At 61.7% G+C, this 19,870-nt stretch carries 18 protein-coding genes; 12 read left to right on the top strand and 6 right to left on the bottom strand.

The genetic code is table 11. The features are described 5' to 3' along the window. Positions 1 to 8 precede the first annotated feature (8 nt). From HDR50_RS09830 to HDR50_RS09850, 5 genes are all read left to right on the top strand, one after another. Positions 9 to 1,499 (top strand): hypothetical protein, encoded by a 1,491-nt coding sequence (locus tag HDR50_RS09830; protein ID WP_291357946.1) that lies wholly within the window; start codon positions 9 to 11, stop codon positions 1,497 to 1,499. A gap of 499 nt (positions 1,500 to 1,998) precedes the next feature. Beyond that, the gene (locus HDR50_RS09835) at positions 1,999 to 3,309 is read left to right on the top strand and encodes a hypothetical protein (RefSeq protein WP_291357947.1); all 1,311 of its coding nucleotides are present in this window, start codon (positions 1,999 to 2,001) and stop codon (positions 3,307 to 3,309) included. Positions 3,310 to 3,814: 505 nt separating this feature from the next. Next, positions 3,815 to 4,789: a UDP-glucose 4-epimerase GalE gene (gene galE / locus HDR50_RS09840; RefSeq protein WP_291357948.1), complete on the top strand. Its 975-nt coding sequence runs from the start codon at positions 3,815 to 3,817 to the stop codon at positions 4,787 to 4,789. 95 nt (positions 4,790 to 4,884) lie between these two features. After that, positions 4,885 to 5,307 carry a GtrA family protein gene (locus HDR50_RS09845; RefSeq protein WP_291357949.1) on the top strand — a complete coding sequence of 141 codons (423 nt, stop codon included), beginning with the start codon at positions 4,885 to 4,887 and terminating at the stop codon, positions 5,305 to 5,307. A gap of 2 nt (positions 5,308 to 5,309) precedes the next feature. Then, complete coding sequence (locus HDR50_RS09850; RefSeq protein ID WP_291357950.1) at positions 5,310 to 6,725, top strand: FAD-dependent oxidoreductase; 1,416 nt, start codon at positions 5,310 to 5,312, stop codon at positions 6,723 to 6,725. Positions 6,726 to 6,764: 39 nt separating this feature from the next. On the opposite strand, the gene serS is transcribed toward HDR50_RS09850, so the two are convergent. Then, positions 6,765 to 8,042 (bottom strand): serine--tRNA ligase, encoded by a 1,278-nt coding sequence (gene serS / locus HDR50_RS09855; protein ID WP_291357951.1) that lies wholly within the window; start codon positions 8,040 to 8,042, stop codon positions 6,765 to 6,767. Positions 8,043 to 8,195: 153 nt separating this feature from the next. On the opposite strand from serS, the gene HDR50_RS09860 reads away from it, so the two are divergent. The 5 genes from HDR50_RS09860 (at position 8,196) to thiE (ending at position 11,957) form a co-directional block, all read left to right on the top strand. Continuing rightward, complete coding sequence (locus HDR50_RS09860; RefSeq protein ID WP_291357952.1) at positions 8,196 to 8,798, top strand: hypothetical protein; 603 nt, start codon at positions 8,196 to 8,198, stop codon at positions 8,796 to 8,798. A gap of 3 nt (positions 8,799 to 8,801) precedes the next feature. After that, positions 8,802 to 9,920: a translation initiation factor IF-2 gene (locus tag HDR50_RS09865; RefSeq protein WP_291357953.1), complete on the top strand. Its 1,119-nt coding sequence runs from the start codon at positions 8,802 to 8,804 to the stop codon at positions 9,918 to 9,920. Further along, complete coding sequence (locus HDR50_RS09870) at positions 9,917 to 10,258, top strand: hypothetical protein (RefSeq protein WP_291357954.1); 342 nt, start codon at positions 9,917 to 9,919, stop codon at positions 10,256 to 10,258. Before HDR50_RS09865 ends, HDR50_RS09870 begins: the two co-directional genes overlap by 4 nt. A gap of 79 nt (positions 10,259 to 10,337) precedes the next feature. Continuing rightward, complete coding sequence (locus tag HDR50_RS09875; RefSeq protein WP_291357955.1) at positions 10,338 to 11,288, top strand: EamA family transporter; 951 nt, start codon at positions 10,338 to 10,340, stop codon at positions 11,286 to 11,288. 12 nt (positions 11,289 to 11,300) lie between these two features. Beyond that, complete coding sequence (gene thiE, locus HDR50_RS09880) at positions 11,301 to 11,957, top strand: thiamine phosphate synthase (RefSeq protein ID WP_291357956.1); 657 nt, start codon at positions 11,301 to 11,303, stop codon at positions 11,955 to 11,957. Between the two features lie 83 nt (positions 11,958 to 12,040). Here thiE and HDR50_RS09885 read toward each other — a convergent pair whose 3' ends face one another. The 5 genes from HDR50_RS09885 to traT form a co-directional block, all read right to left on the bottom strand. Beyond that, complete coding sequence (locus HDR50_RS09885) at positions 12,041 to 12,364, bottom strand: hypothetical protein (RefSeq protein ID WP_291357957.1); 324 nt, start codon at positions 12,362 to 12,364, stop codon at positions 12,041 to 12,043. Positions 12,365 to 12,380: 16 nt separating this feature from the next. Continuing rightward, the gene (locus HDR50_RS09890) at positions 12,381 to 12,986 is read right to left on the bottom strand and encodes a hypothetical protein (RefSeq protein ID WP_291357958.1); all 606 of its coding nucleotides are present in this window, start codon (positions 12,984 to 12,986) and stop codon (positions 12,381 to 12,383) included. 87 nt (positions 12,987 to 13,073) lie between these two features. After that, positions 13,074 to 14,684: a glycosyltransferase family 9 protein gene (locus HDR50_RS09895; RefSeq protein ID WP_291357959.1), complete on the bottom strand. Its 1,611-nt coding sequence runs from the start codon at positions 14,682 to 14,684 to the stop codon at positions 13,074 to 13,076. A 22-nt stretch (positions 14,685 to 14,706) separates the two neighbouring features. After that, positions 14,707 to 15,963, bottom strand: coding sequence for a hypothetical protein (locus tag HDR50_RS09900; protein ID WP_291357960.1), 1,257 nt, complete (start codon positions 15,961 to 15,963; stop codon positions 14,707 to 14,709). A 145-nt stretch (positions 15,964 to 16,108) separates the two neighbouring features. Further along, positions 16,109 to 16,711, bottom strand: coding sequence for a complement resistance protein TraT (gene traT, locus HDR50_RS09905; protein ID WP_291357961.1), 603 nt, complete (start codon positions 16,709 to 16,711; stop codon positions 16,109 to 16,111). Between the two features lie 234 nt (positions 16,712 to 16,945). On the opposite strand from traT, the gene topA reads away from it, so the two are divergent. Together topA and HDR50_RS09915 are read left to right on the top strand one after the other, a co-directional pair. Continuing rightward, positions 16,946 to 19,219 (top strand): type I DNA topoisomerase, encoded by a 2,274-nt coding sequence (topA, locus tag HDR50_RS09910; protein WP_291357962.1) that lies wholly within the window; start codon positions 16,946 to 16,948, stop codon positions 19,217 to 19,219. Next, entirely contained in the window at positions 19,206 to 19,835 is a 630-nt protein-coding gene (locus tag HDR50_RS09915) for an XdhC family protein (protein ID WP_291357963.1), read from the top strand. Before topA ends, HDR50_RS09915 begins: the two co-directional genes overlap by 14 nt. Positions 19,836 to 19,870 lie beyond the last annotated feature (35 nt).

The raw sequence follows: 19,870 nt of genomic DNA on the forward strand, positions 1-19,870 counted from the left end.
ACACGCGCATGAACCTTTTAGCGAAACCCCAAGCGAACTCATTATCCGTGTCCCATTCCTCGCTCACGTTCATTCTGCCTGCGTTAGCTATTCTTGTCCCTTCAATTCTTACAGCTTTCAAACAAGCACAATTTATTCATTCTGATATTATCCTTTTTCAAATCATGTCATTACATAATCCTACGTTATTTTACTGGGGCCAGAATAGGCTTCTTAATGTAATTCCATTTCTTTTGCAATTTATTACTTCGCCTAAATTAAATATGTTTTTCGTAGCCTTCTCATGCGCAGCATCTTTTTTTGTTCTTCTCTGGGTTATAAGTTGTGTTTCACAACGTATTATTTCAGGTGGATCTAATAAAATGATAACTTTTATTATATATACATTTAATTTTTTGATATGTATCTGTTTATTTGTTCGAGGTTGCTGGAATGAGACGACACTATCTCATCCTGAATATAGTCTTGCCCTAAATTTTGGAATTTTGGCTGTCTATTTCTTTTACTATTTTCCACATAAATATAGCATTTTCGCTCTTGTATGCGGATTCATTGCAATTGGCATCAACCCAAGTGTTATTCTTCTCTTTGCTTTTTTTATGTTTTTCAAGTGTCTCTATATGCATAAAATTTCAAGAGGTGATGCGTTTCTTTCAATTTTAATGACGATTTTTTTTCTTGTATGGCTTGCTATAAGCATGCAATATGGGATTGTTGAGACTTACTATGATTTAGATTTTTCCATGATATTGCAAGGTATTAAATCATTTTTTACACAATTTATAATGAGGTATTTTTTTAGTTATTCTCTATGCTTCATTGGGATACTTTTTTTTATATTCATGATTGTAGTCATCACATCTACAAAATTAACAACGGCTCAAAGAAAAAAAATAATATATATCTCTCTGACGACACTCGTTTCAATTTTTATATACGCGTTAATAATTTCAAGCGTACCACATTTTCATGCTAATCTCTGTGCTTCGAGATATTTTATATTTGTAGTATTTATGATTATATTTATTATGTCTATTAATTTTACCGCCTATATTGCCTATTTTATTAATATTCCAAATAAGCTATTCATGCTCTTCCTGTTTATTTTTTGTTGCGTTCTGCCATTTCGTTTTCCAAATGATTTTAATATTCGTCATGCTAATGTGTACAAAAGCTGCGATGAGATCATTCCTTCCGGGACGCATGTCTATGCCGGAGATTATTGGAAAATCTGGTCGTGTATGAGCCGGGACTTGATTGACGGTTATGATTCTCGTTCGTTGGGTTTCAGGTCGATCTCCGATAAGCAAAATATCCAGAAAAAGCTGCGCTCCTCCTCACACTCGGGTGTTCTTGACATCTCATGTCTTAATGCGGAAATAGAAATGTGCAAAAGTCAAATAGGTGACTTTTATTCAAAATATAATATCAAAGAAATTCAACAAATTAATCCCCAACATATCAATCTGGTAATAGACGATCTGGTGGAAAATTTGTGAATGGCATCTTTATAGAAAGCCAGGAACAAGTATTTCCGAGCGGAACCAAGGATACCAAGCGTGGCGATGCCTGCACAGGTGATAACGGCTGCTATGAGCGAGTTCCCAGTCCTTGCCCGCGGCGTCACCCTTGGGCTAGTCCAATATGGACTTCACTAAAGTGGGCAACGGCGCCTCAGGAGGGCCAGCGCACTGGCCTGGCGTTAAGAGAAAATGGCGTTGCCCATCGACCTAACCTAAGCGATGTGGCTCCCCAGACGCTGCTTTCCGACGTGGTTTACGCCACTCTCAGGGCAGCCACTGACCAGAAGTTCCAGCTCACCTTTGTGTCCAAGAGTGAGCAATTTCCGTATCGGCTGTTTCAAGCGTCCGGTCATGGTGGCCCATTTCCCGACCGGTACGACCTGGTCAACGGCCCTGCATCATGGGGTTCACTGCACAGGTTTCGGGACACATCTGCCATATTATCTTCATTACTTAGAGACAGGAGAGACACGACATGCGCGATTTGACGATCTCCCAAAGCAAACCGTTTGTGGCATGCCTCACTTCCATCGCGCTCCCCACATTGGCTATCCTCTTTCCTGCGACACTGGCCGCCTTTAAACTGGCGGAATTTCTCCACTCAGATGGGATTCTTTTTCAAATAATGTCTTTGCATAACGCAACATTATTTTACTGGTGGCAAAATAGGCTTCTTAATGTAATTCCATTTATTCTGCAACCAGCAACATCACCTCTTTTAAACATTTTTCTCGTCATTTTTTCTTGTTCATTATCCTTTTTCTTGCTTCTATGGCTTATCAGTTGTATGGCTCAACGTATCATCATAAATACAAAAAATTCATTATTTACTTTTATTGTTTATACATTTAATGTGGTCATTTGTATTTTTTTTCTTACGGAGCGCGGATGGGTATCAATGGCTTTATCACATCCTGAATATAGCCTAGCCTTTGCATTAGGAATTTTAACCATTTTTTTATTTTATCTTTCTCCATATAAATTTAGTGTGCCAGCTCTTATCGTTGGCTTCCTTTCGCTTGGGATTAATCCTGCAGTGATTCTTATTTTTGGTTTTTTTATTTTTTTTAAATGGTCTATATTTCATAAAATTTCTCGAAAGGATATTATTTTCTCTGCATCATTGATATCTTTTTTTCTTATATGGATTTTTATAAGTATGCAGTATGGATCTGTTGATAATTACTATCATTTGAATTTATATAAAATACTACCTGGTTTTAAAAAGTTTATTATAAGATTTACAGAAAGTTTTATTTCTTCTCACCCGCTCTATATCGTTGGAATCTATATTTTATTATTCTTAATAGCTATTCTTTCTTCAAAAAGATTGCCGAATGTGCAGCGAAGCGAAATAGTTTATGTATCCATAGCCGGAATTTTATCCATCTTCATTTATTCTTTAATAATTTCATGTGTACCTCATTATAACGAAGGTGGTTTTTATCCAGATTACTTTATATTTGATTGGTTTATATTTCTCTTTGTTTTATCTTTTAATTTTGCGGTTTTTATCAACCATTCATCCACTAAAATTAATAAAATTTTTATACTTTGCTCTTTAATTTTTTGTTGTTCTTTGATATTTTTCTATCCTAAAGATTTTAACATACGTAATGCCAATGTATACAAAAATTGCGATGAGATCATCACATCTGGGACACATTTCTATGCTGGAGATTATTGGAAAATCTGGGCGTGCATGAGCCGGGACATGATTGACGGTTATGATTCTCGATCACTGGGCTTCAGGTCACTCGCTGATAAACAAAATATCCAGAAATAGCTGCGGTCCGCCTCTAATTCCGGAGTTCTTGATATCTCATGTCTTGATGCCGAAATGGAAATGTGTAAAAGCCAGATTGGGGACTATTATTCGAATTATCATGTCAAAGTAATTAAAAGAATTAATCCACATTACATTAAGCTTGAGATTGATGACTTAGTTGAAAAATTCTGAATTGAGCATTTTGGGTGTGACGGGAGCTGACAGTGGTGTCATCGGGCTGCCCATGCCTCCCGGCAAAGGGCCACATCCCTTGATTCCTTGCTTATGAAGGGCTATACTTCCGGCTAAGGAGAGACTGTGAGGAGATGGCATTGTCCGGCAATGTGCGCGCCTCCGCAGGACAGGCCTGTCAATCCTTTGGTAGCGCCAGCCCAAGACGACTATGGAATTCCTTTCAGTGGTTCACTAGGAAAGCCGACTCCGCCGTTGCGGGGCTGTGAGGCAGGGGCGCATTCGTTGTAGATGTGTGTACTTACGTACGTGGTTTCAGGAGACGGCGAGTATGAGAATATGCGTCACCGGGGGTGCCGGCTACATCGGTAGCCATGCCTGCAAGGCCCTGGCGGAAGCCGGGCATGAGGTGATAGTCTATGACAATCTCTCCACAGGGCACAGGCGTTTTGTGCGGTGGGGGCCCTTTTGTCATGGCGACATCAGGGATACTGTGCGTTTTCGCGCCTGTCTGCGCGAATTTCGCCCCGACGGCATCATCCATTTCGCCGCCAGCGCCTATGTTGGCGAATCTGTCATGGATCCTGGAAAATATTTCTCCAACAATGTGGGCGGCACGCTGAGCATTCTCGAGGCCATGCGCGATGAAGGCTGCCCGGCCATCGTCGTTTCTGGCACATGCGCCGTCTACGGGCAGCCGGGAGCAGTGCCCATCGCCGAGACTTGTCCGCCAAATCCCATCAATCCTTATGGCGCGTCCAAGCTCTTCATGGAGCGCATGCTGGCGGATTTCGCCACGGCGCACAGCTTGCGCTGGATGAGCCTGCGCTACTTCAACGCAGCAGGCAGCTCGGCGCAGGGCGAAATCGGCGAGCTGCATGAGCCGGAGACCCACCTTATCCCGCGAGTCATGTTCGCCGCGTTGGGGATCATCGACGCAATCGACATCTTCGGCACCGATTACCCCACCCCGGACGGCACCTGCGTCCGCGACTACATTCATGTGGAGGATCTGGCGCGGGCTCACATCCGGGCGCTGGAGCGCCTGCTTGCAGGCGGGGAGAACATGGCGCTCAACCTGGGTACGGAGCGGGGAGCGTCCGTGCGCGAGATCATCCAGGGCGTGGCGGAAATTGCCGGGCGCATGGTGCCCTGTCGCGACAGGGAGCGGCGTTCCGGCGACCCCGCCATCTTGGTCGCAGACGCCGCCCGCGCGCGAGAGGTGCTGGACTGGAGCGCGCAAAAGAATCTCTCATCCATGTTGCAGGACGCGTGGAGCTTTTTTGCGGCTCAAAAAGGTGCATAAGCCGTTCCGGATATTTTTGCACCAGTTTTGCCCTCCGCGCAGATATCCCGGCGATTTATTAACATCACGTGAGTTAGCGCGAAGGCTGGGCTCTCATGTTCAAGATATTTCTGTACTTACTTGCGAGCGGGGCAGCTGCGCTCGTCAACTTCGGCTCACGGTTCATGTACAATCTTTTCATGGATTTCTGGGTTTCCGTCATCGCCGCTTACTTTACCGGTATGCTGGTGAACTATGTGCTCTCGCGAAAATATGTCTTTTCCTCCTATGCTGGGGCAACCACAGCGAAAACACTGTCAAAATTCGCCATTATTGCGTTCTTGGGGCTCGGCGTCACCACAGTGGTGTCGCTTCTTGCGCTTGATCTGTTTCAGGAGCGCTTCGCAGTCGGCGAATCAATGGCCAAGCCCCTGGCGCATTGCCTGGGCATCGGCACGGCCTTTGTGGCGAGCTTTCTGGGGCATAACTTTCTGACGTTTCGGGCGACCGGGTTTTCCCGATTGTTGAAAAGGGGCTGAGTATGAAAGTGGGTATTATCGGGGCTGGCCCGGCGGGTCTTGCCTGCGCGCTGGCGCTTACGCGGGATCATGTGGATGTCACTCTGTTTGAAGCCGGGACCGGCCCCGGCGGCTTGTGCCGCAGCTTCGAGCTGTGGGGCATGGAAGTTGACCTGGGGCCGCATCGCTTTTTCAGCATGGATGCGGGGGTAACGGATTTCTGGCGCGGCCCATTGGGCGACGACTTTGTGCTCGTGGACCGGCTGACACGCATCTTCTACAAGAAGAAATTTTTTGCCTACCCCATCAAGCCCCTGGACGCCTTGACCAAGCTCGGATTTGCCGAATCAGTGCATTGCGCCGCCAGCTATCTCGCGGCGCAACTGCTCCCGGCCGGCGTCGAAGAAAAGACCTTCGCCCAATGGGTATCGCGTCGCTTTGGCAAGCGGCTGTTCGAGATTTTCTTCAAGTCCTATTCCGAAAAACTCTGGGGCATCTCCTGCGACGAACTGGACAGTTCCTTCGCCGCGCAGCGCATCAAGGGGCTGAGCCTCTATGAGGCGGTCAAGAATGCGCTCTTCACGGGCAAGACGAAGCACAAGACCCTGGTGGAGCAGTTCGCCTATCCCACTCTAGGTGCCGGGCTCCCCTATGAAAGGATGGCGGAAGAAATTACGCGCGGAGGAGGGCGGATTTTCTACAACTCAAAAGTGTTATCCGTTGAACCCGTGGATGGGGGGCATGCGGTGGAGGTGCGTACCAGCACGGGGACGGAAAGATTCGATCATGTGGTCTCGACGATGCCCCTTACGGACGTGGTGGAAGGCTGTTCCGCCTTCGGCGAAAACGTGAAAAAGGCAGCGCGAAAACTCCACTATCGCAATACGATCATCGTCTATTTGCTCATCAATCGGGAAGCCATCTTTCAGGATAACTGGATCTATGTGCACGCCCCGTTCCTTCAGACAGGCCGCATCACCAATTTCCGCAATTGGTCGAAGCACATGCTGCATGGTTCGAAGAAAACGATCCTCGCCATGGAATACTGGGCCAATGATGATGACGCGCTGTGGAAGAGTTCAGATGCAGAACTGGAAGAGCTGGCGACGCGCGAAATCGTGGAGACCGGGCTGGTCGAACCCGAAATGGTGGAGGGAGCCCGCGTTGTCCGGCTCCACCGTTCCTATCCCGTCTATGCCAACGGCTATGCAACGCATTTGCAGAAAATCCAGAATGCAGTGGACGAACTCCCCTGGCTGACCTGCATCGGCCGCAATGGCGCCTTTAAATACAACAATCAAGACCACAGCATCCTCATGGGCATGCTGGCGGCAGAGAATATTGCTAAAAACAAGCGGCACCCGCTGTGGAAAATCAATACGGATTATGACTACCATGAGGGCGAAGGCACCCTCCCCGGACAGGAATCCGTGGCCTAGCGTCTGCGTCCTGGGGTCAGGGACGCGCTCTCGGCCGCCTCAGCGCGCGGACTCGATGACCTCCACGCCGTCCATGTAGGGCACGAGCACCTTGGGCAGCACCACGCTGCCGTCCTTCTGCTGGCCGTTTTCCAGGATGGCGGCCATGGTGCGCCCGGTGGGCAGCCCGGAGCCGTTGAGCGTGTGCACCCAGGCCGCCTTGCCTCCCTTGGGTTTGAAGCGGATATTGGCGCGCCGCGCCTGGAAATCCGTGCAGTTGGAGCAGGAGGAGATCTCGCGGTAGGTGTTCTGCGAGGGCAGCCAGACCTCCACGTCATAGGTCTTGGCGGCGCTGAAGCCGAGGTCGCCCGTGCACAGGGTGATGACGCGGTACGGCAGTTCCAAAAGCTCCAGCAGGTGCCGCGCGTGGCCGGTCATGAGCTCGAGCTGGGCCATGCTGTCGTCGGGATGGGCGAAGCGCACCATCTCCACCTTGGTGAACTGGTGCATGCGGATGATGCCGCGCGTGTCCTTGCCGGCGCTGCCCGCCTCGGAGCGGAAGCAGGGCGTGGCCGCGCAGTAGGCCAGCGGCAGCTCGGCCTCGTCCAGCGTCTCGCCGGCGTGCAGGTTGGTGAGCGGCACTTCGGCGGTGGGGATGAGGTAATAGTCCCAGTCGCGCACCTTGAAGAGGTCTTCCTCGAACTTGGGGAGCTGCCCGGTGCCGGTCATGGTCACGCGGTTGACCATGTAGGGCGGCGAGATCTCGATATAGCCCTCGTGTTTCGTATGCTGGTCGAGGAAGAAGTTGGCCAGCGCCCGGTCGAGTCGGGCGGCCCAGGCGCGCTCCACCACGAAGCGGCTGCCCGTGAGCTTCGCCGCCCGGGCGAAGTCGAGACCGCCGAGGCGCGTGCCGAGCTCGCCGTGCTCCTCGGGGGTGAAGTCAAAGCTGCGCGGCGTGCCCCACCGCGCGACTTCCACATTTTCCTTTTCATCCGCGCCCTGCGGCACCGAGGCGTCCGGCAAATTGGGCACGGAGAGCAGCCAGGCCTCCTCCTCGGCCTTGACCCCGGCCACTTCGGCGTCAAGCTTTTTGATGCGCTCGGAAAGCTCGCCGAGCTCGGCGAAGCGGCCGCTGGCGTCGCCGCCGGCGCGCTTGATGGCGGCCACTTCGTCCGAGGCCGTGTTGCGCTGACCCTTCAGGCCCTCCACCTCGGCGAGGAGGGCGCGGCGCTGCTCGTCAAGGGCGCGAAATTCCCGCATATCGAGTTTGGAATGGCGCTCCCTGAGCGCTTTTTCCACCACTTCCGGCTGCTTTTGCGCCAGCTTGAGATCGATCATCGCCTGCTCCCCATGTGTGCCGGGATCTGTTCGCCGCCCGCACGCCGGGCGCCGCCCCGTAGGTAGCACGGGCGCCAGTGCCTTGCAAGATGCGGCCGTTGCGTGTATCTCTAAACAGATTCTAGAATCAACTCCACATCCCGTGAGGCAGCCATGCAACACCGCCGCTCAATGCCCGTCGTCCTGCTTGCCCTCCTTGGGGCGGTTCTCCTGCTTTCGGCCTGCGGGCCCAGCAATACCGTGCGCCTGCTGCCGCCCCCGCCGCTGGACGCCTCGGTCTTGCCCGCGCCCAACGCGCCCAGCGTGAGCGTGGTGAATTTTGAGGACAAGCGCGTGGACACCGCGTCCATTGGCGTGCGCCGCGACGGCAGCGCCTTCACCACCAGCGGCGACGTGGCCGAGTGGATCAGCCGCGCGCTGGCCGACGAGCTCGCGCGCAGCGGCTTCCAGGTGACGTTCGCCGCCAACGTGAACCAGGCCCGCAGCGGCAACCCCGACTATCTCGTCACCGGCCAGGTGGACGAGGTCTGGCTCAAGGAGAATTCCTCCATGGAGATCTCCTCCCAGATGCGGGTCAAGTGCGCGCTCGCCAACCGCAAGGGTCGCCTCTGGAGCGAGTCCACCAACGCGAGCCAGAGCCGCAGCGGCCTGCCCTCGGGGTCCACGGCGGACAACCTTTTGCTCGACACCCTGCGCGACCTCGTGAAGCCCATGGCCCAGAAGATCGTGCAGACCATCGACGCCAAAAAGAACTAGGCCGTGGGGCTCACGCCCGCAAGCGCGGCGCCCGCGCCGTGGCGCTTCTGGGCCCTGTGCGGGGCGCTCTTCTGTCTCCTCGGGGCGGCGTGCCCAGCGCTTGCGGGGGCAGCTCTCTCGGGCGCATCCCCGCCGCCCGGCGCCGTGACCGAGGTGATGGAGCGGCCCTTCCCGCTCCTCGTGCCGCTGTCCTACCGCTGGGCCAGGGGCGCGGCGTGGATGAGCGCCCTCATCACGGGCGCCCCCGCGCTTGAGGCCGGGGCGCGCCGGGGCCTCGCGGACGCGGGCCTCGCCGACCGCGGCGGCCTGCTCGCGCTCAGCGCGCGGCTGCACAGCATCGGCCACCTCACGCCCGATGATTCGCCGGAGCTCGCGGTTGCGGTGCGCCTTGCGCCCGCGCCCGACATGCCGCAGGCCCTGGCCGGCGCCCTGCGCGAGGCCGAACTGCTCGCGCTGCTCAGGGCGCTCCTGCTCGACATGGAATCGACACTCCTCGCCGTGCGGCGGTCGTGGCCTGCCACCCTCGCCGAAGCGCGCAAACACGCACCTGAGCTCGACGCGGCCTCCCAGCGCCTGGAGGCGCTCTGGCGCGGCGCCATGGCCGCGCGGGAGGCCCCCGGCGGCTGGATGTGCGCGCCCGAGGCGCTCCCCGCGCTGGAGCGTGCCGTCCGGGGCGCGCCGGACAATGCGGCCTTGTGGCTCCTGCTGGCCGAGGCGCGCCTGCAAGGCGACCTGCCGCAGGGGGCGGTGACCGCCGCCGGTGAAGCCCTGGGCCTGCTCGCCGGGGCTGCCCACCCTGCGGACGCGCGGCTGGAGGCCCGGGCGCGCTATGTGCGCGGGCTCGGGCACTGGCGCCTCGGGCAGCCGGCGCTCGCCGAGGCTGACTTGGACGCCGCCCTGCGCGACGCCCCGCCCGAGAGTGCCCCGCAGGGTGCGGAACTGACGCGCCGCCTGCGCGCGCGGGGGGCCGTGCGTCTGTTGCGGCGCAATGCGGCCGGCATGTGTGAAGATTTTGCCGCGGCCTGCGCCCTGGGCGACTGCGAGGGCCTTGCCGCCGCCCGGGCGCGCGGGCATTGCCGCGGCGGCGCCGATGGCGTGGACGGCACGGGGACCATGCCATGAGCCAGCCCGTGTTGCTCAAGGTCTACGGCAATCTTTTCCCGGCGGACGAGGCCGACCGCGAGGCAGTGGCCCAGGCCTGCGCGGGGCGCGTGCCAGCCGGGGACGGCGAGGCCGTGCTGCGCGAGGGTGACCTTGTGCGCATCTCCTTCGAGGGCCTGTACTTCCCGGTGGAGGACGTGCTGGAGACCATCGCGGCGCGGCTTCGGCCGGGCCAGCAGGGGAAGCTCGACGTGCTCGACCTCGAGGCCTGGCGGCTCACGCGCCACCTCTTCGCCGAGGGGCGCATCACGTCCCGCGCGGCGCCGCTCAACAATGTGCTGGACTTTTCCGGGCATTAAGCATTTCTTTTGCTGACGGCCGCAGGTGCCCCGCGGGCGGAAAATCTTTCACCTTCTTTAGCACGGACAGGACATCCTCATGGCGGCAACTCCCGGAAAAGGCGGCGTGGGCAACTTTCTCCTCGGCAACGGCTGCATCCTCCTGGCGACCATCTTCTGGGGCATCAACGTGCCCGCCACCAAGGTGCTCATCCCGGAATGGATGACGGCCGACGGCGTTTCGGCCGTGCGCCTCGTGGGCGGCTGCATCCTCTTCTGGCTGGCTTCGATCTTCTTCAAGTGCGAGCCCATCCAGAAGGGCGACTGGCTCAAGATCATCCTCGGCGGCGCCGTGGGCCTGTTCCTCTTCATCTTCCTCTTCGTGACCTCGCTCAAGTACGGCAACGCCATCGACATCTCCATCATCATGACCCTGCCGCCCATGTTCGTGGTGCTCATGGAAGTGATCTTCATGCACCAGCGGCCTTCGCTCGCCGAGTACCTGGGCCTTGTCATCTCCTTTGCGGGCGCGGTCATCGTCATCGTGACCGGCGCGAGCCACACCCAGTCCGGCTCCAATATCCTGCTCGGCAACGCCATCGCCGTGCTCTCCACCATCTGCTACGCCTTCTACCTCGTCATCCTGGAGAAGCCCACCCACACCTACCGGCCGCTCTCGCTCCTGCGCTGGGTCTTCCTGTTCGCGGCCATCCCGGGGCTGTGCCTTGTGCCCGGCATGCAGGACATGCCCATCGTCCACGCCGAGACCGCGCGGCCCTGGATCTGGATCGGCTTCATCCTCTTCTGCCCCACCTTCATCGCCTATTTCCTCGTGCAGCCGGCCATCAAGAAGATCGGCTCCGAGCTCGTCTCGCTGTATCAGTACCTCCTGCCTGTGTGCGCGGCCATCGCCTGCGTCGCCATCGGCATCGAGGAGCTGCACTGGACGCAGTGCGCGGCCATGGTGGTCATCGTCATCGGCATGGCCGTGACCAATCTCGGCAAGCGCAAGCGCGTGAAGAAGGCCCACGAGGCCGCCAAGGCCGCGTAACAGGAGAGAGCAATGCCACGCATCCTGCCCGGCGAGACCGACATCTACGCCCTGACGGACAGCCGCCTCTCCCTCGGGCGCCCGGTGGCCGAGGTGGCCCGCGCCCTGCTCGACGCGGGCGTGCGCCTCATCCAGTACCGGGAAAAGCGGCTCCCGGCCGGCGCCATGCTGGAGGAATGCCGCGCGCTTCGGCGCATGACCCGCGAGGCCGGGGCCTGCTTCATCGTCAACGACCATGTGGACATCGCCATGCTCGTGGACGCGGACGGGGTGCACGTGGGCCAGGACGACCTGCCCGTGCCCGAGGTGCGGCGCCTGGTGGGGCCGGAGAGGATCATCGGCCTCTCCACCCACTCGCCGGAGCAGGCGCGGGCCGCGCTTGCGGCCGGAGCGGATTATATCGGCGTGGGGCCCATCTTCGCCACGCAGACCAAGGAGGACGTGGTGGCGCCCGTGGGCTTTGCCTATCTGGACTGGGTGGGCGAACACATGCGCCTGCCCTTTGTGGCCATCGGCGGCATCAAGGCGTGGAATGCCGCCGATGTGGCGGCCCATGGCGCGGATTGCTGCGCCCTCGTGTCCGCTCTCGTGGGCGCGGAAGACATCGGCGCGGCCGTGGCCGAGGTGCGAGAGGCCATCCGGGCCGGGAAGGCCGCCCGGGGCTGCTGAGGGAAAAATCACCCACGCGAAAAACGCCCGCCATCCTCACGGATGACGGGCGTTCTGCTTCCCTCGCGGTCAAACTTGGGGGCTCATTGCAGGGCATAGCCCACCGACTGATGGTAGCCCCGCATCCGGCGCTGCTCCTGTCGGGAATGGTTCAGACTGCGGCGCACTTCGTCGCGCGCGCGGCCGGCCATGCCGGTGAGCTCTTCCTGGAGCCGGGCCTGCTCGGCGAGACGGCTGCGGTACTCCTCCGCCGAGGCCTCGTCGAGCATGCTCCAGGCCATGTCCGTGAGCTCGCCACGCCGCCCGGCGAGCTCGATGGCTTCCTCATAGTTGGCATTCTCCAGCGCGGCGCGCTCCTGACGGGCGAGCACCAGCGCCTCGTCGAGCAAGGCAATGCCCTGGCACATACAAACCTCCCGGGGCCTACTGCTGCCGAAGCCCGGCAAGCTGGCGGTGGATGGTCTCGCCGGCCACGCGCCATTCCTCGCAGAGGGGCGCGAATTCAAATTCCAGAAGGTCGGCCAGCAGCACCCAGTCCTCGCTCTCCATGACTTCGCTCATCTCGGAGATGAGGCTGGAGAGTTTTTCGGTGCGGGCCAGGAACTCCTCGTCCACGCCGCCGAGATAGCGGTCGCGCAGGTGCGTCACCATGCCCATGAAGTCGCGGGTCACGTCCAGCTCGTCCTGGAGCAGTTCCAGGGCGTCGGCGTCCTGCGCCTCGCGGAACAGGCGCGCCACGTTGCGCGCGCCGCTCTCGAGCATGCGCGCCACCTTGCCGAGCTCGCCGGCCATCTCCACCGCGAGCTCCGCGGCGGGCTGCGAGCGCACCTCCACCGAGGTGATGGAGTCGCAGCTCATGTCCTCGGCCTGGTGCGGATAGATTTCAGAAAAGCTCTCGTTGTTGACGAAAACGTCGGTCACGATGCGGCCGTCCATTTTTTCGTCGTCCATCACATTGGCGAGCACTTCCTCGAGATTGGCAAAATTGGAAATGTGCTGTTCACTGCGGCAGCCGTCAACGATGATCATATGTCCCTCCTCGTCCCCACAGGGAAGTATTTGCTTGCGCCCTACGGCGTGTCCTGAAAAATGCAATAGCCATGCCAGAAAGATGGCTCACGCGGCCGCCTCGCCGAGCCTCGCCGCGAAGCCGCGCATGTGCCGCCCGAGGATGGCGAGCGAAGGCAAAAGCTCGTCCATGCCGCCGCCGCGCGTCTCACGCAGCTCGCGCCAGAAAGCCCCGAGGGAGGCCAGCGGCGCGCAGCCGTCCAGGATCTGCTGGAGGCGTTCGCAGTTGCGGAGAAATAGTTGCCCGGCCTGCGGGCTCTTGCCGGCGAGGGCGCCGGCGGCCGCGAGGGCGTCCAGCAGGGCCGCGCCCTGCGTCAATGCGGCGGCGGCCTGCGGCGCGCCGGCCAGAGCAGCCGCGGGAAGCGGCATCGCGGCAGGAGCCGCGCCCTCAACGCCGCCGAGATCGTCAAGAAGCTGACGCCAGAAGCCGCGCAATTCATACAGCCACACGCTGCGGGCCTCCTCCCCGTGGCCGGAAAGAGAACGCACGGTTGCGAAACCGTCCGCGTCAAAGCCCGTCTGCCAGACGCGCACCTGGGCGCAAAGCTCCGGCGAAAGGCCGGCCTCCCACCTGCCCGCAGTGAGATAGCCAAGGGCGAGCCGCGCCACCGGGCCGGCCTCGGGGAGGCGCCGGCAGCGCTCGCCCTCCGTGCAGGCGCGGCCGAAGGCGCAGGGGTGGCAGGCCAGCGCCGGCTCGAGGCAGCAGCAGCCCTCAAGATACGGCCCGGTGTCCCAGGGCTGGGCCGTGGCGAAAAAGAAGGCCAGGGAGCGCACGCCGAGGCCCGCGGCAAGGTGCATGGTGCCCGTGTCATTGGTGACGAGCAAGCGCGAGCGGCGGAGCAGCGCGGCCAGTTTCGGGATGTCCGTGGCGCCCACGGCATTGGCGAAAGGGTGCTTCGCCGCGCGGGCATAGGCCTCGGCCAGCGGCGCCTCGGCGGCCGAGCCCAAAAGCAGGGGCCGGATGCCGGCCTCGCGCCAGAGGATGTCGCCAAGGGCCGCGAAGTGCTCCGCCGGCCACTGGCGCCGCGCCTCGCTGGCGCCGAGCTGGAAGGCCACATGGCCCCCGGGCGGCGTGTCGCCCGCAGCTGTAAGAAAGCTGTCGGCCCAGGCCAGGGCCTTTTGCGCGGGCTCGCGCAGGGAAAAAGGGCTTGCGGCATGTGCGCCGCCCCCCAGGAGGGGCTGGCCGGTCATGCGGAACATGTCCACCACATTAAAAGGAGCATTGAGCCGCTGGCGCGTGGCGACGCCGAGAAAGGTGGCCCAGAGGCCGTGGTTCACGCCGAAGCCCTCGGCGTCCAGCCCGAAGCCCAGCGTGTCGTCCGGGCGTGCTGCGAGGAGGCGCGTCAAAAGGCGCGCGGGCAGCGTGGGCGTGAGGTTGAGCACGCGGGGGCAGCCGGACTCCTCGCGCACCTTGCGCGCGAAACCGATGAGGTCGGCGGCGGCGCCCTGCCAGGAGCGGTCGAGGCTGGCCATGAGCCGCGCGCCCGGCAAGGTCCACACGGCGTCCACATCCCTGAGCAGCGGCGTGGCGGCCGCGAAATTTTCCAGGCACAGCAGGCCGACCCGGTGGCCGGCCGCATGAAGGGCGCTCATGAGGGGCTGGCTCTGCAGAAGATCCCCAAAGCGCGTCAGGTTGCAGACGAGAACGTCAACGCCCATGCGTCAAACCCGCTGGCCGCGCTCAGGCGAGGCTGGCGCGTTCCGAGCCGCCGTCGAGCATGTTCAGGGCGAGCTCACGCTCCTGGCGGAAGCGGTTGCGCACGGCCTGCTGCACCTGCGCGGTGGAGGAGCCGAACTGCCCGGCGCGGATCTTGTAGACATTGCTGATGAGCTTGCGCTCGTAGCCGGCCTCCTCGGGCTTGCCGCTCACGTCGTCGGCGCGGTCGAAGATGCGCGCGGCGCCCGCGGGCCCGTGCTGCACGGCCGTGCTCCAGATGACTTCGCGCATGGCGGGCGAGAGGCTGTCGGCCTCAAGGCCGGTGCGCTTGACGATGGCCTCGAGGGCCGGCCGGTAGTGGCTTTCGCGGATGAAGGATTCCTGCAATTCCTCAAAGCGCTCGGGCTGCTCGGCGGCAATGGCGCGCCAGGCGTCGGGCATGCCGCCCTTGCGGCTCCCGGTGTCGGCCGGGCCGGCCTTGCGCAGGCGCTGGGCGATGTCCGGCGCCTCGCCGTCGAGGAAGTTGAGAAAGCTCTTCATGCTGCCCACGCGCGAGGCGATCTGGTACTTGCCGTAGGAGGTGCCCCCCGTGCGGTCGTAGCCGATGGCCGCGATGCCGTCCCCGCCGGATTCAAAGCGCGCCGAGAGGCGCCCCATGCCGGTCTCGGCGGCGGCCGCGCTCTTGCGGCTGCGCTTCACGCCCTGCGCCCCGGCCGCGCCATCGGGGCGCGACACGTTGCGGGTGTGGATGAAGTCGGCCGAGGTGAGCGCGAAACCACGGCCATTGTTGGCCGCCGCGCGGGTGAGCGAGCGCAGCTGCCGGGCCGCGCCCATGTTGCGGGCCGCGTCCAGCGCGCTTCCGCCGGAAAGCCCCTGCATGAGGCCGTCCATGGCGCGCGTCTGGGCGATGTCCGCCTGGGCCTTGGTGAAATTCTGCGAGCGCAAGAGGTCGCTCGGGCTGCGCCCGGCGAGCACGGTGTTGCGCAGGGGGAGGGTGGTGTTGTCCTCGGGCAGGCGCGCCACCTGCGGCTGGAATTGCGCGGAACGCGCGGCCTTGCCGGCGGTATTCTGGGCAGCGGCGCTCTGGGCCGCGCCAGTCTTGCCGGCAGCATTCTGGCCCGCGGCCTGTGCGGCTTCGGCGCCCTTTTCCCCGGCCATAAGCGCGGCAAAGCGGGCCTTGTCGGGGCTCGCCTGGGCCTTCTTGCCGGCTACGGTGCCGCTTGCCGGGACCTGCGTCTTTTGTTCTGCGGGGGGCCGGATGAGCCATGCGGAATGTGACATCTTTCTCCTCCTGGCGGCACAGTGCCTGCCATGCGCGGAGGAATAAGCAAGGAAGATGCCAAGCGTGAAAAGGCGGCGGCGGCGCGCTCTTGCGGGCGCCGGCGAAGGGGCTGGCGCCCCTGCGCCAAAATGCCGACAGGGCGGTCTACTGGCGCCCCAGGGCCTCGTCGAGCTCGTGGGCGAGGGTACGGGCAAAGGAGGAGGGCAGCGCATTGTGCCTCGCCTCCTCATGCGGCACGAGCAGCCCGAGCCGCATCTGGCTCGAGCCCACGGCGTTGCGGCTCGTGATGTTCTTGAGCCTGGCGCGGCTCGGCCGGGCGTGGCTCGGCACCTTGCGCTGCACGAGCAGCACATCGGCGAGCAGGCCGTGCGCCCCGCGGCCCGTGAAGCGCGCCGGCGCGCCGTAGCCCGCGTTGACCATCTCCTCCAGCGCCTCCGGGCTCACCGTGCCCTCGTCGAGCAGGGAGACCTGGAGGATATAGCCGGCCTCGCTCGGGTTTTCCACAAGGGTGACGCGCGTGCGCTCGAGATTGCGGCCGGCGTTGGCGGGCAGGCGCAGGGCGCGGCCGGTCATGTCGCGCACGTCCACATACATCTTGTCGGGCACGTCGCCGTTTTCCACGGGCGCGAGCTCGCCCGAGCGGAGCACGCGGATCTCGGCGCTTTCGGCCTCGCGCTGGCGGATGCAGGAGCAGGAGAGGGCGATCGTGAGCAGGATGAGGCAGAGGAGGGGCAGTCGCGCGTGCATGGCAGTCTCCGTGAAAGGGGGCCGTCGCCGGCGCGGACGCCGCGAAACGGGATGGCCGCCCGCAAGGCGGCCGTGCGAGAGGGCCGGGGCCCGTCGCGTACTTCCTCCATAGCCCGGAAACGGCCCCGCTGTCCACCTGCCCGCATTTCCGGCCCGCGCACTTGACGCGGCGGGCGTTTGACGTATCTTGCCCCTGCGTGAGATGAGGAAACCGCAACCGCAAAGGGCAGCAGCATGGCCAGGCAACTGATCATCGTGGAGTCTCCCGCCAAGGTGAAGACCATCAAGAAGTTCCTCGGGCCGAGCTATTCGGTGCAGGCGAGCGTGGGGCACGTGCGCGACCTGCCGGCCAGTTCGCTCGGCGTGGACGAGGCCCACGATTTCGCGCCGCAATACGAGATCATCGACAAAAAAAAGGACGTGGTCAGCGCCCTGCGCGCCGCGGCCGCCAAGGCGGATACCGTCTATCTCGCGCCCGACCCGGACCGCGAGGGCGAGGCCATCGCCTGGCATGTGGCCGAGCTCATCCGCGACAAGGCCAAGGACATCAAGCGCATCCAGTTCAACGAGATCACCGAGCGCGCCGTGCGCGAGGCCCTGGCGCACCCGCGCGAGCTCAATTCGCAGCTCGTGGACGCCCAGCAGGCCCGCCGCGTGCTCGACCGGCTGGTGGGCTACAAGATTTCGCCCCTGCTCTGGAAGACCATCAAGCGCGGCATTTCGGCGGGCCGGGTGCAGTCCGTGGCCCTGCGCCTCATCGTGGAGCGCGAGGCCGAGCGCGAGGCCTTCGTGCCCGAGGAATACTGGCCCTTCCACGCGCTGCTCGCCGCGGACGAGCCGCCGCTCTTCCGCGCGGAGCTCACGAAAATTTCCGGCAAGAAGGCGCTGGTGCGCAACGCCGCCGAGGCCGAGGCCCTTGAGGCCTCCATCAAGGGCAAGCCCTTCGTGGTGGAAAAGGTGGAAGAAAAGGAGCGCGAGCGCGCGCCCCAGCCGCCCTTCATCACCTCCACCCTCCAGCAGGCCGCCAACCAGCGCCTTTCCTACGGCGCCAAGCGCACCATGAGCATCGCCCAGCGCCTCTATGAAGGCGTGGAACTGGGCGACCGCGGCCTCACCGCGCTCATCACCTACATGCGCACCGACTCCACGCGTATCGCCGACGAGGCCAGGGCCGCGGCCAAAGAGTTCATTGCAAGCACTTTCGGCAAGGACTATCTGCCGCCACGCGCCCGCATTTACCGGGCCAGAGGCGGCGCGCAGGACGCGCACGAGGCCATCCGGCCCGTGGACGTGAGCCTCACGCCCGAGATGGTGCGCGGCGAGCTGCCGCCGGAGCAATATAACCTTTACAGCCTCATCTGGTCGCGCTTCGTGGCCTCGCAGATGGCCTCGGCGCGCTTCCACGACACCACGGCCACCGTGGCCTGCGGCCACACGCACTGGCAGGCGAAGGGCGAGCGCCTGCTCTTCCCCGGCTATCTCGCGGCCTGGCCGCGCGGCAAGGAGGAGGGCGCGGCGCTTTTGCCGCCGCTCGCCAAGGGCCAGACCCTGCGCCTCGAAAAGCTGGAAAAGGAGCAGAAATTCACCCAGCCCCCGGCGCGCTACAGCGAGGCCACCCTCGTCAAGGAGCTGGAAGACCGCGGCATCGGCCGCCCCTCCACCTATGCGGCCATCATCTCCACCCTGCAGGACAGGGACTATGTGCGCCTTGAGGCGCGCCGCTTCGTCCCCACCGACCTCGGCCGCGTGGTCTGCAAGCAGCTGGTGGAGCATTTCGGCAAGCTCATGGACGTGGGCTTCACCGCGCATATGGAGGAAGGACTCGACAAGGTGGCCGAGGGCGGCGTGGACTGGGTGGACCTGTTGCGCGCCTTCGCCGCGGACTTCAACCCCACCCTGGACGCGGCCGCCAGGAACATGCGCAGCGTCAAGGGCGGGCTCCCCACCGATGTGCCCTGCCCGGAATGCGGCAAGCCGCTGGTCATCAAGTTCGGCAAGGCCGGGGCCTTCCTCGCCTGCACGGGCTACCCGGAATGCCGGTATACCAGCAATTTCGCGCGCAACGAGGACGGCAAGGTGGAAGCCGTGACACCGGAAAAGCCGCAGTATGAAAAGGTGGGCCAATGCCCGCGCTGCGGCCGCGACCTCGTCATCAAGACCTCGCGCACCGGGAGCCGCTTCATCGCCTGCACGGGCTACCCGGAATGCGACCACGCGGCGCCCTTTTCCACGGGGGTGGCGTGCCCCAAGTGCGGCAAGGGCACCCTGGTGGAAAAGAGTACGCGGCGCGGCAAGGTCTTTTATTCCTGCGACCAGTATCCCCAGTGCGATTTCGCCCTCTGGGACAGGCCGGTGCCCGGCCCCTGCCCGCGCTGCGGCTCGTCCTACCTCGTGGAGAAAAAGCGCCGCGACGGCGTGAAAGTGCTCTGCCCGGTGAAAGGTTGCGGTTATGTGCGCGATGATGATGACGAAACGGCGGATGCGGGAGGCGCGCATGGACTCCGCTGAAAAGCATTCGCTCCTGGGCGAAGCCCCGCTCACGCTCACGCCCGCCGTCGGGGATGGTGCCACGCCTGACGGCGCGGACATGCCCGTCCTGCTCCTCCTGGGCGACGGCCCCGAGGCCCGCGCCCTGGCCCGGCTTGCCGCGGAATGCGGCTTTGCGGTGGACATGGCCGTGTGGGGAGCCGGCGTGCCGCAGGGGGCGACAGACGGCGGAGAACCAGGGGAAGCCGATGCCGCGGCGCCGGACATCCCTGGCCTGCGCCGCCATATCCGGCTTTTGCCTGGCGAGAGCCCGGTGGAACGCTGCGCCGTGGGGCGGCGGCACTATGTCTGCATCTTCCCGCCGGATGAAGAAACGGCTGAGAGTGCACTGGAAGACGTACTCTCGAGCCACGCCTTCTATGTGGGCCTGTGGGCCACGCGCGCCGAGCGCGAGCTCGTGTGGGGCGCGCTCAGGGCGGCCGGCGTGCCCGATGCCGAACTTGCGGCCGTGCGCTGCCCCCTGGGCCTCGGCGACCTCGCCGACATGGGGGGCCCCATGGCCTCGGCGGTGCCCGTGCTGGCGGAACTGCTGGCCGCGCGGGCCGGCAGCCGGCAGCGCTTTCGCCTTGAGGATTGACGGCGCGGCCCTGCCGGTTTAGTGGATAGAAAATG

Origin of the sequence: Desulfovibrio sp., assembly GCF_014803725.1 — a bacterium.
Lineage (GTDB): Bacteria > Desulfobacterota > Desulfovibrionia > Desulfovibrionales > Desulfovibrionaceae > Desulfovibrio.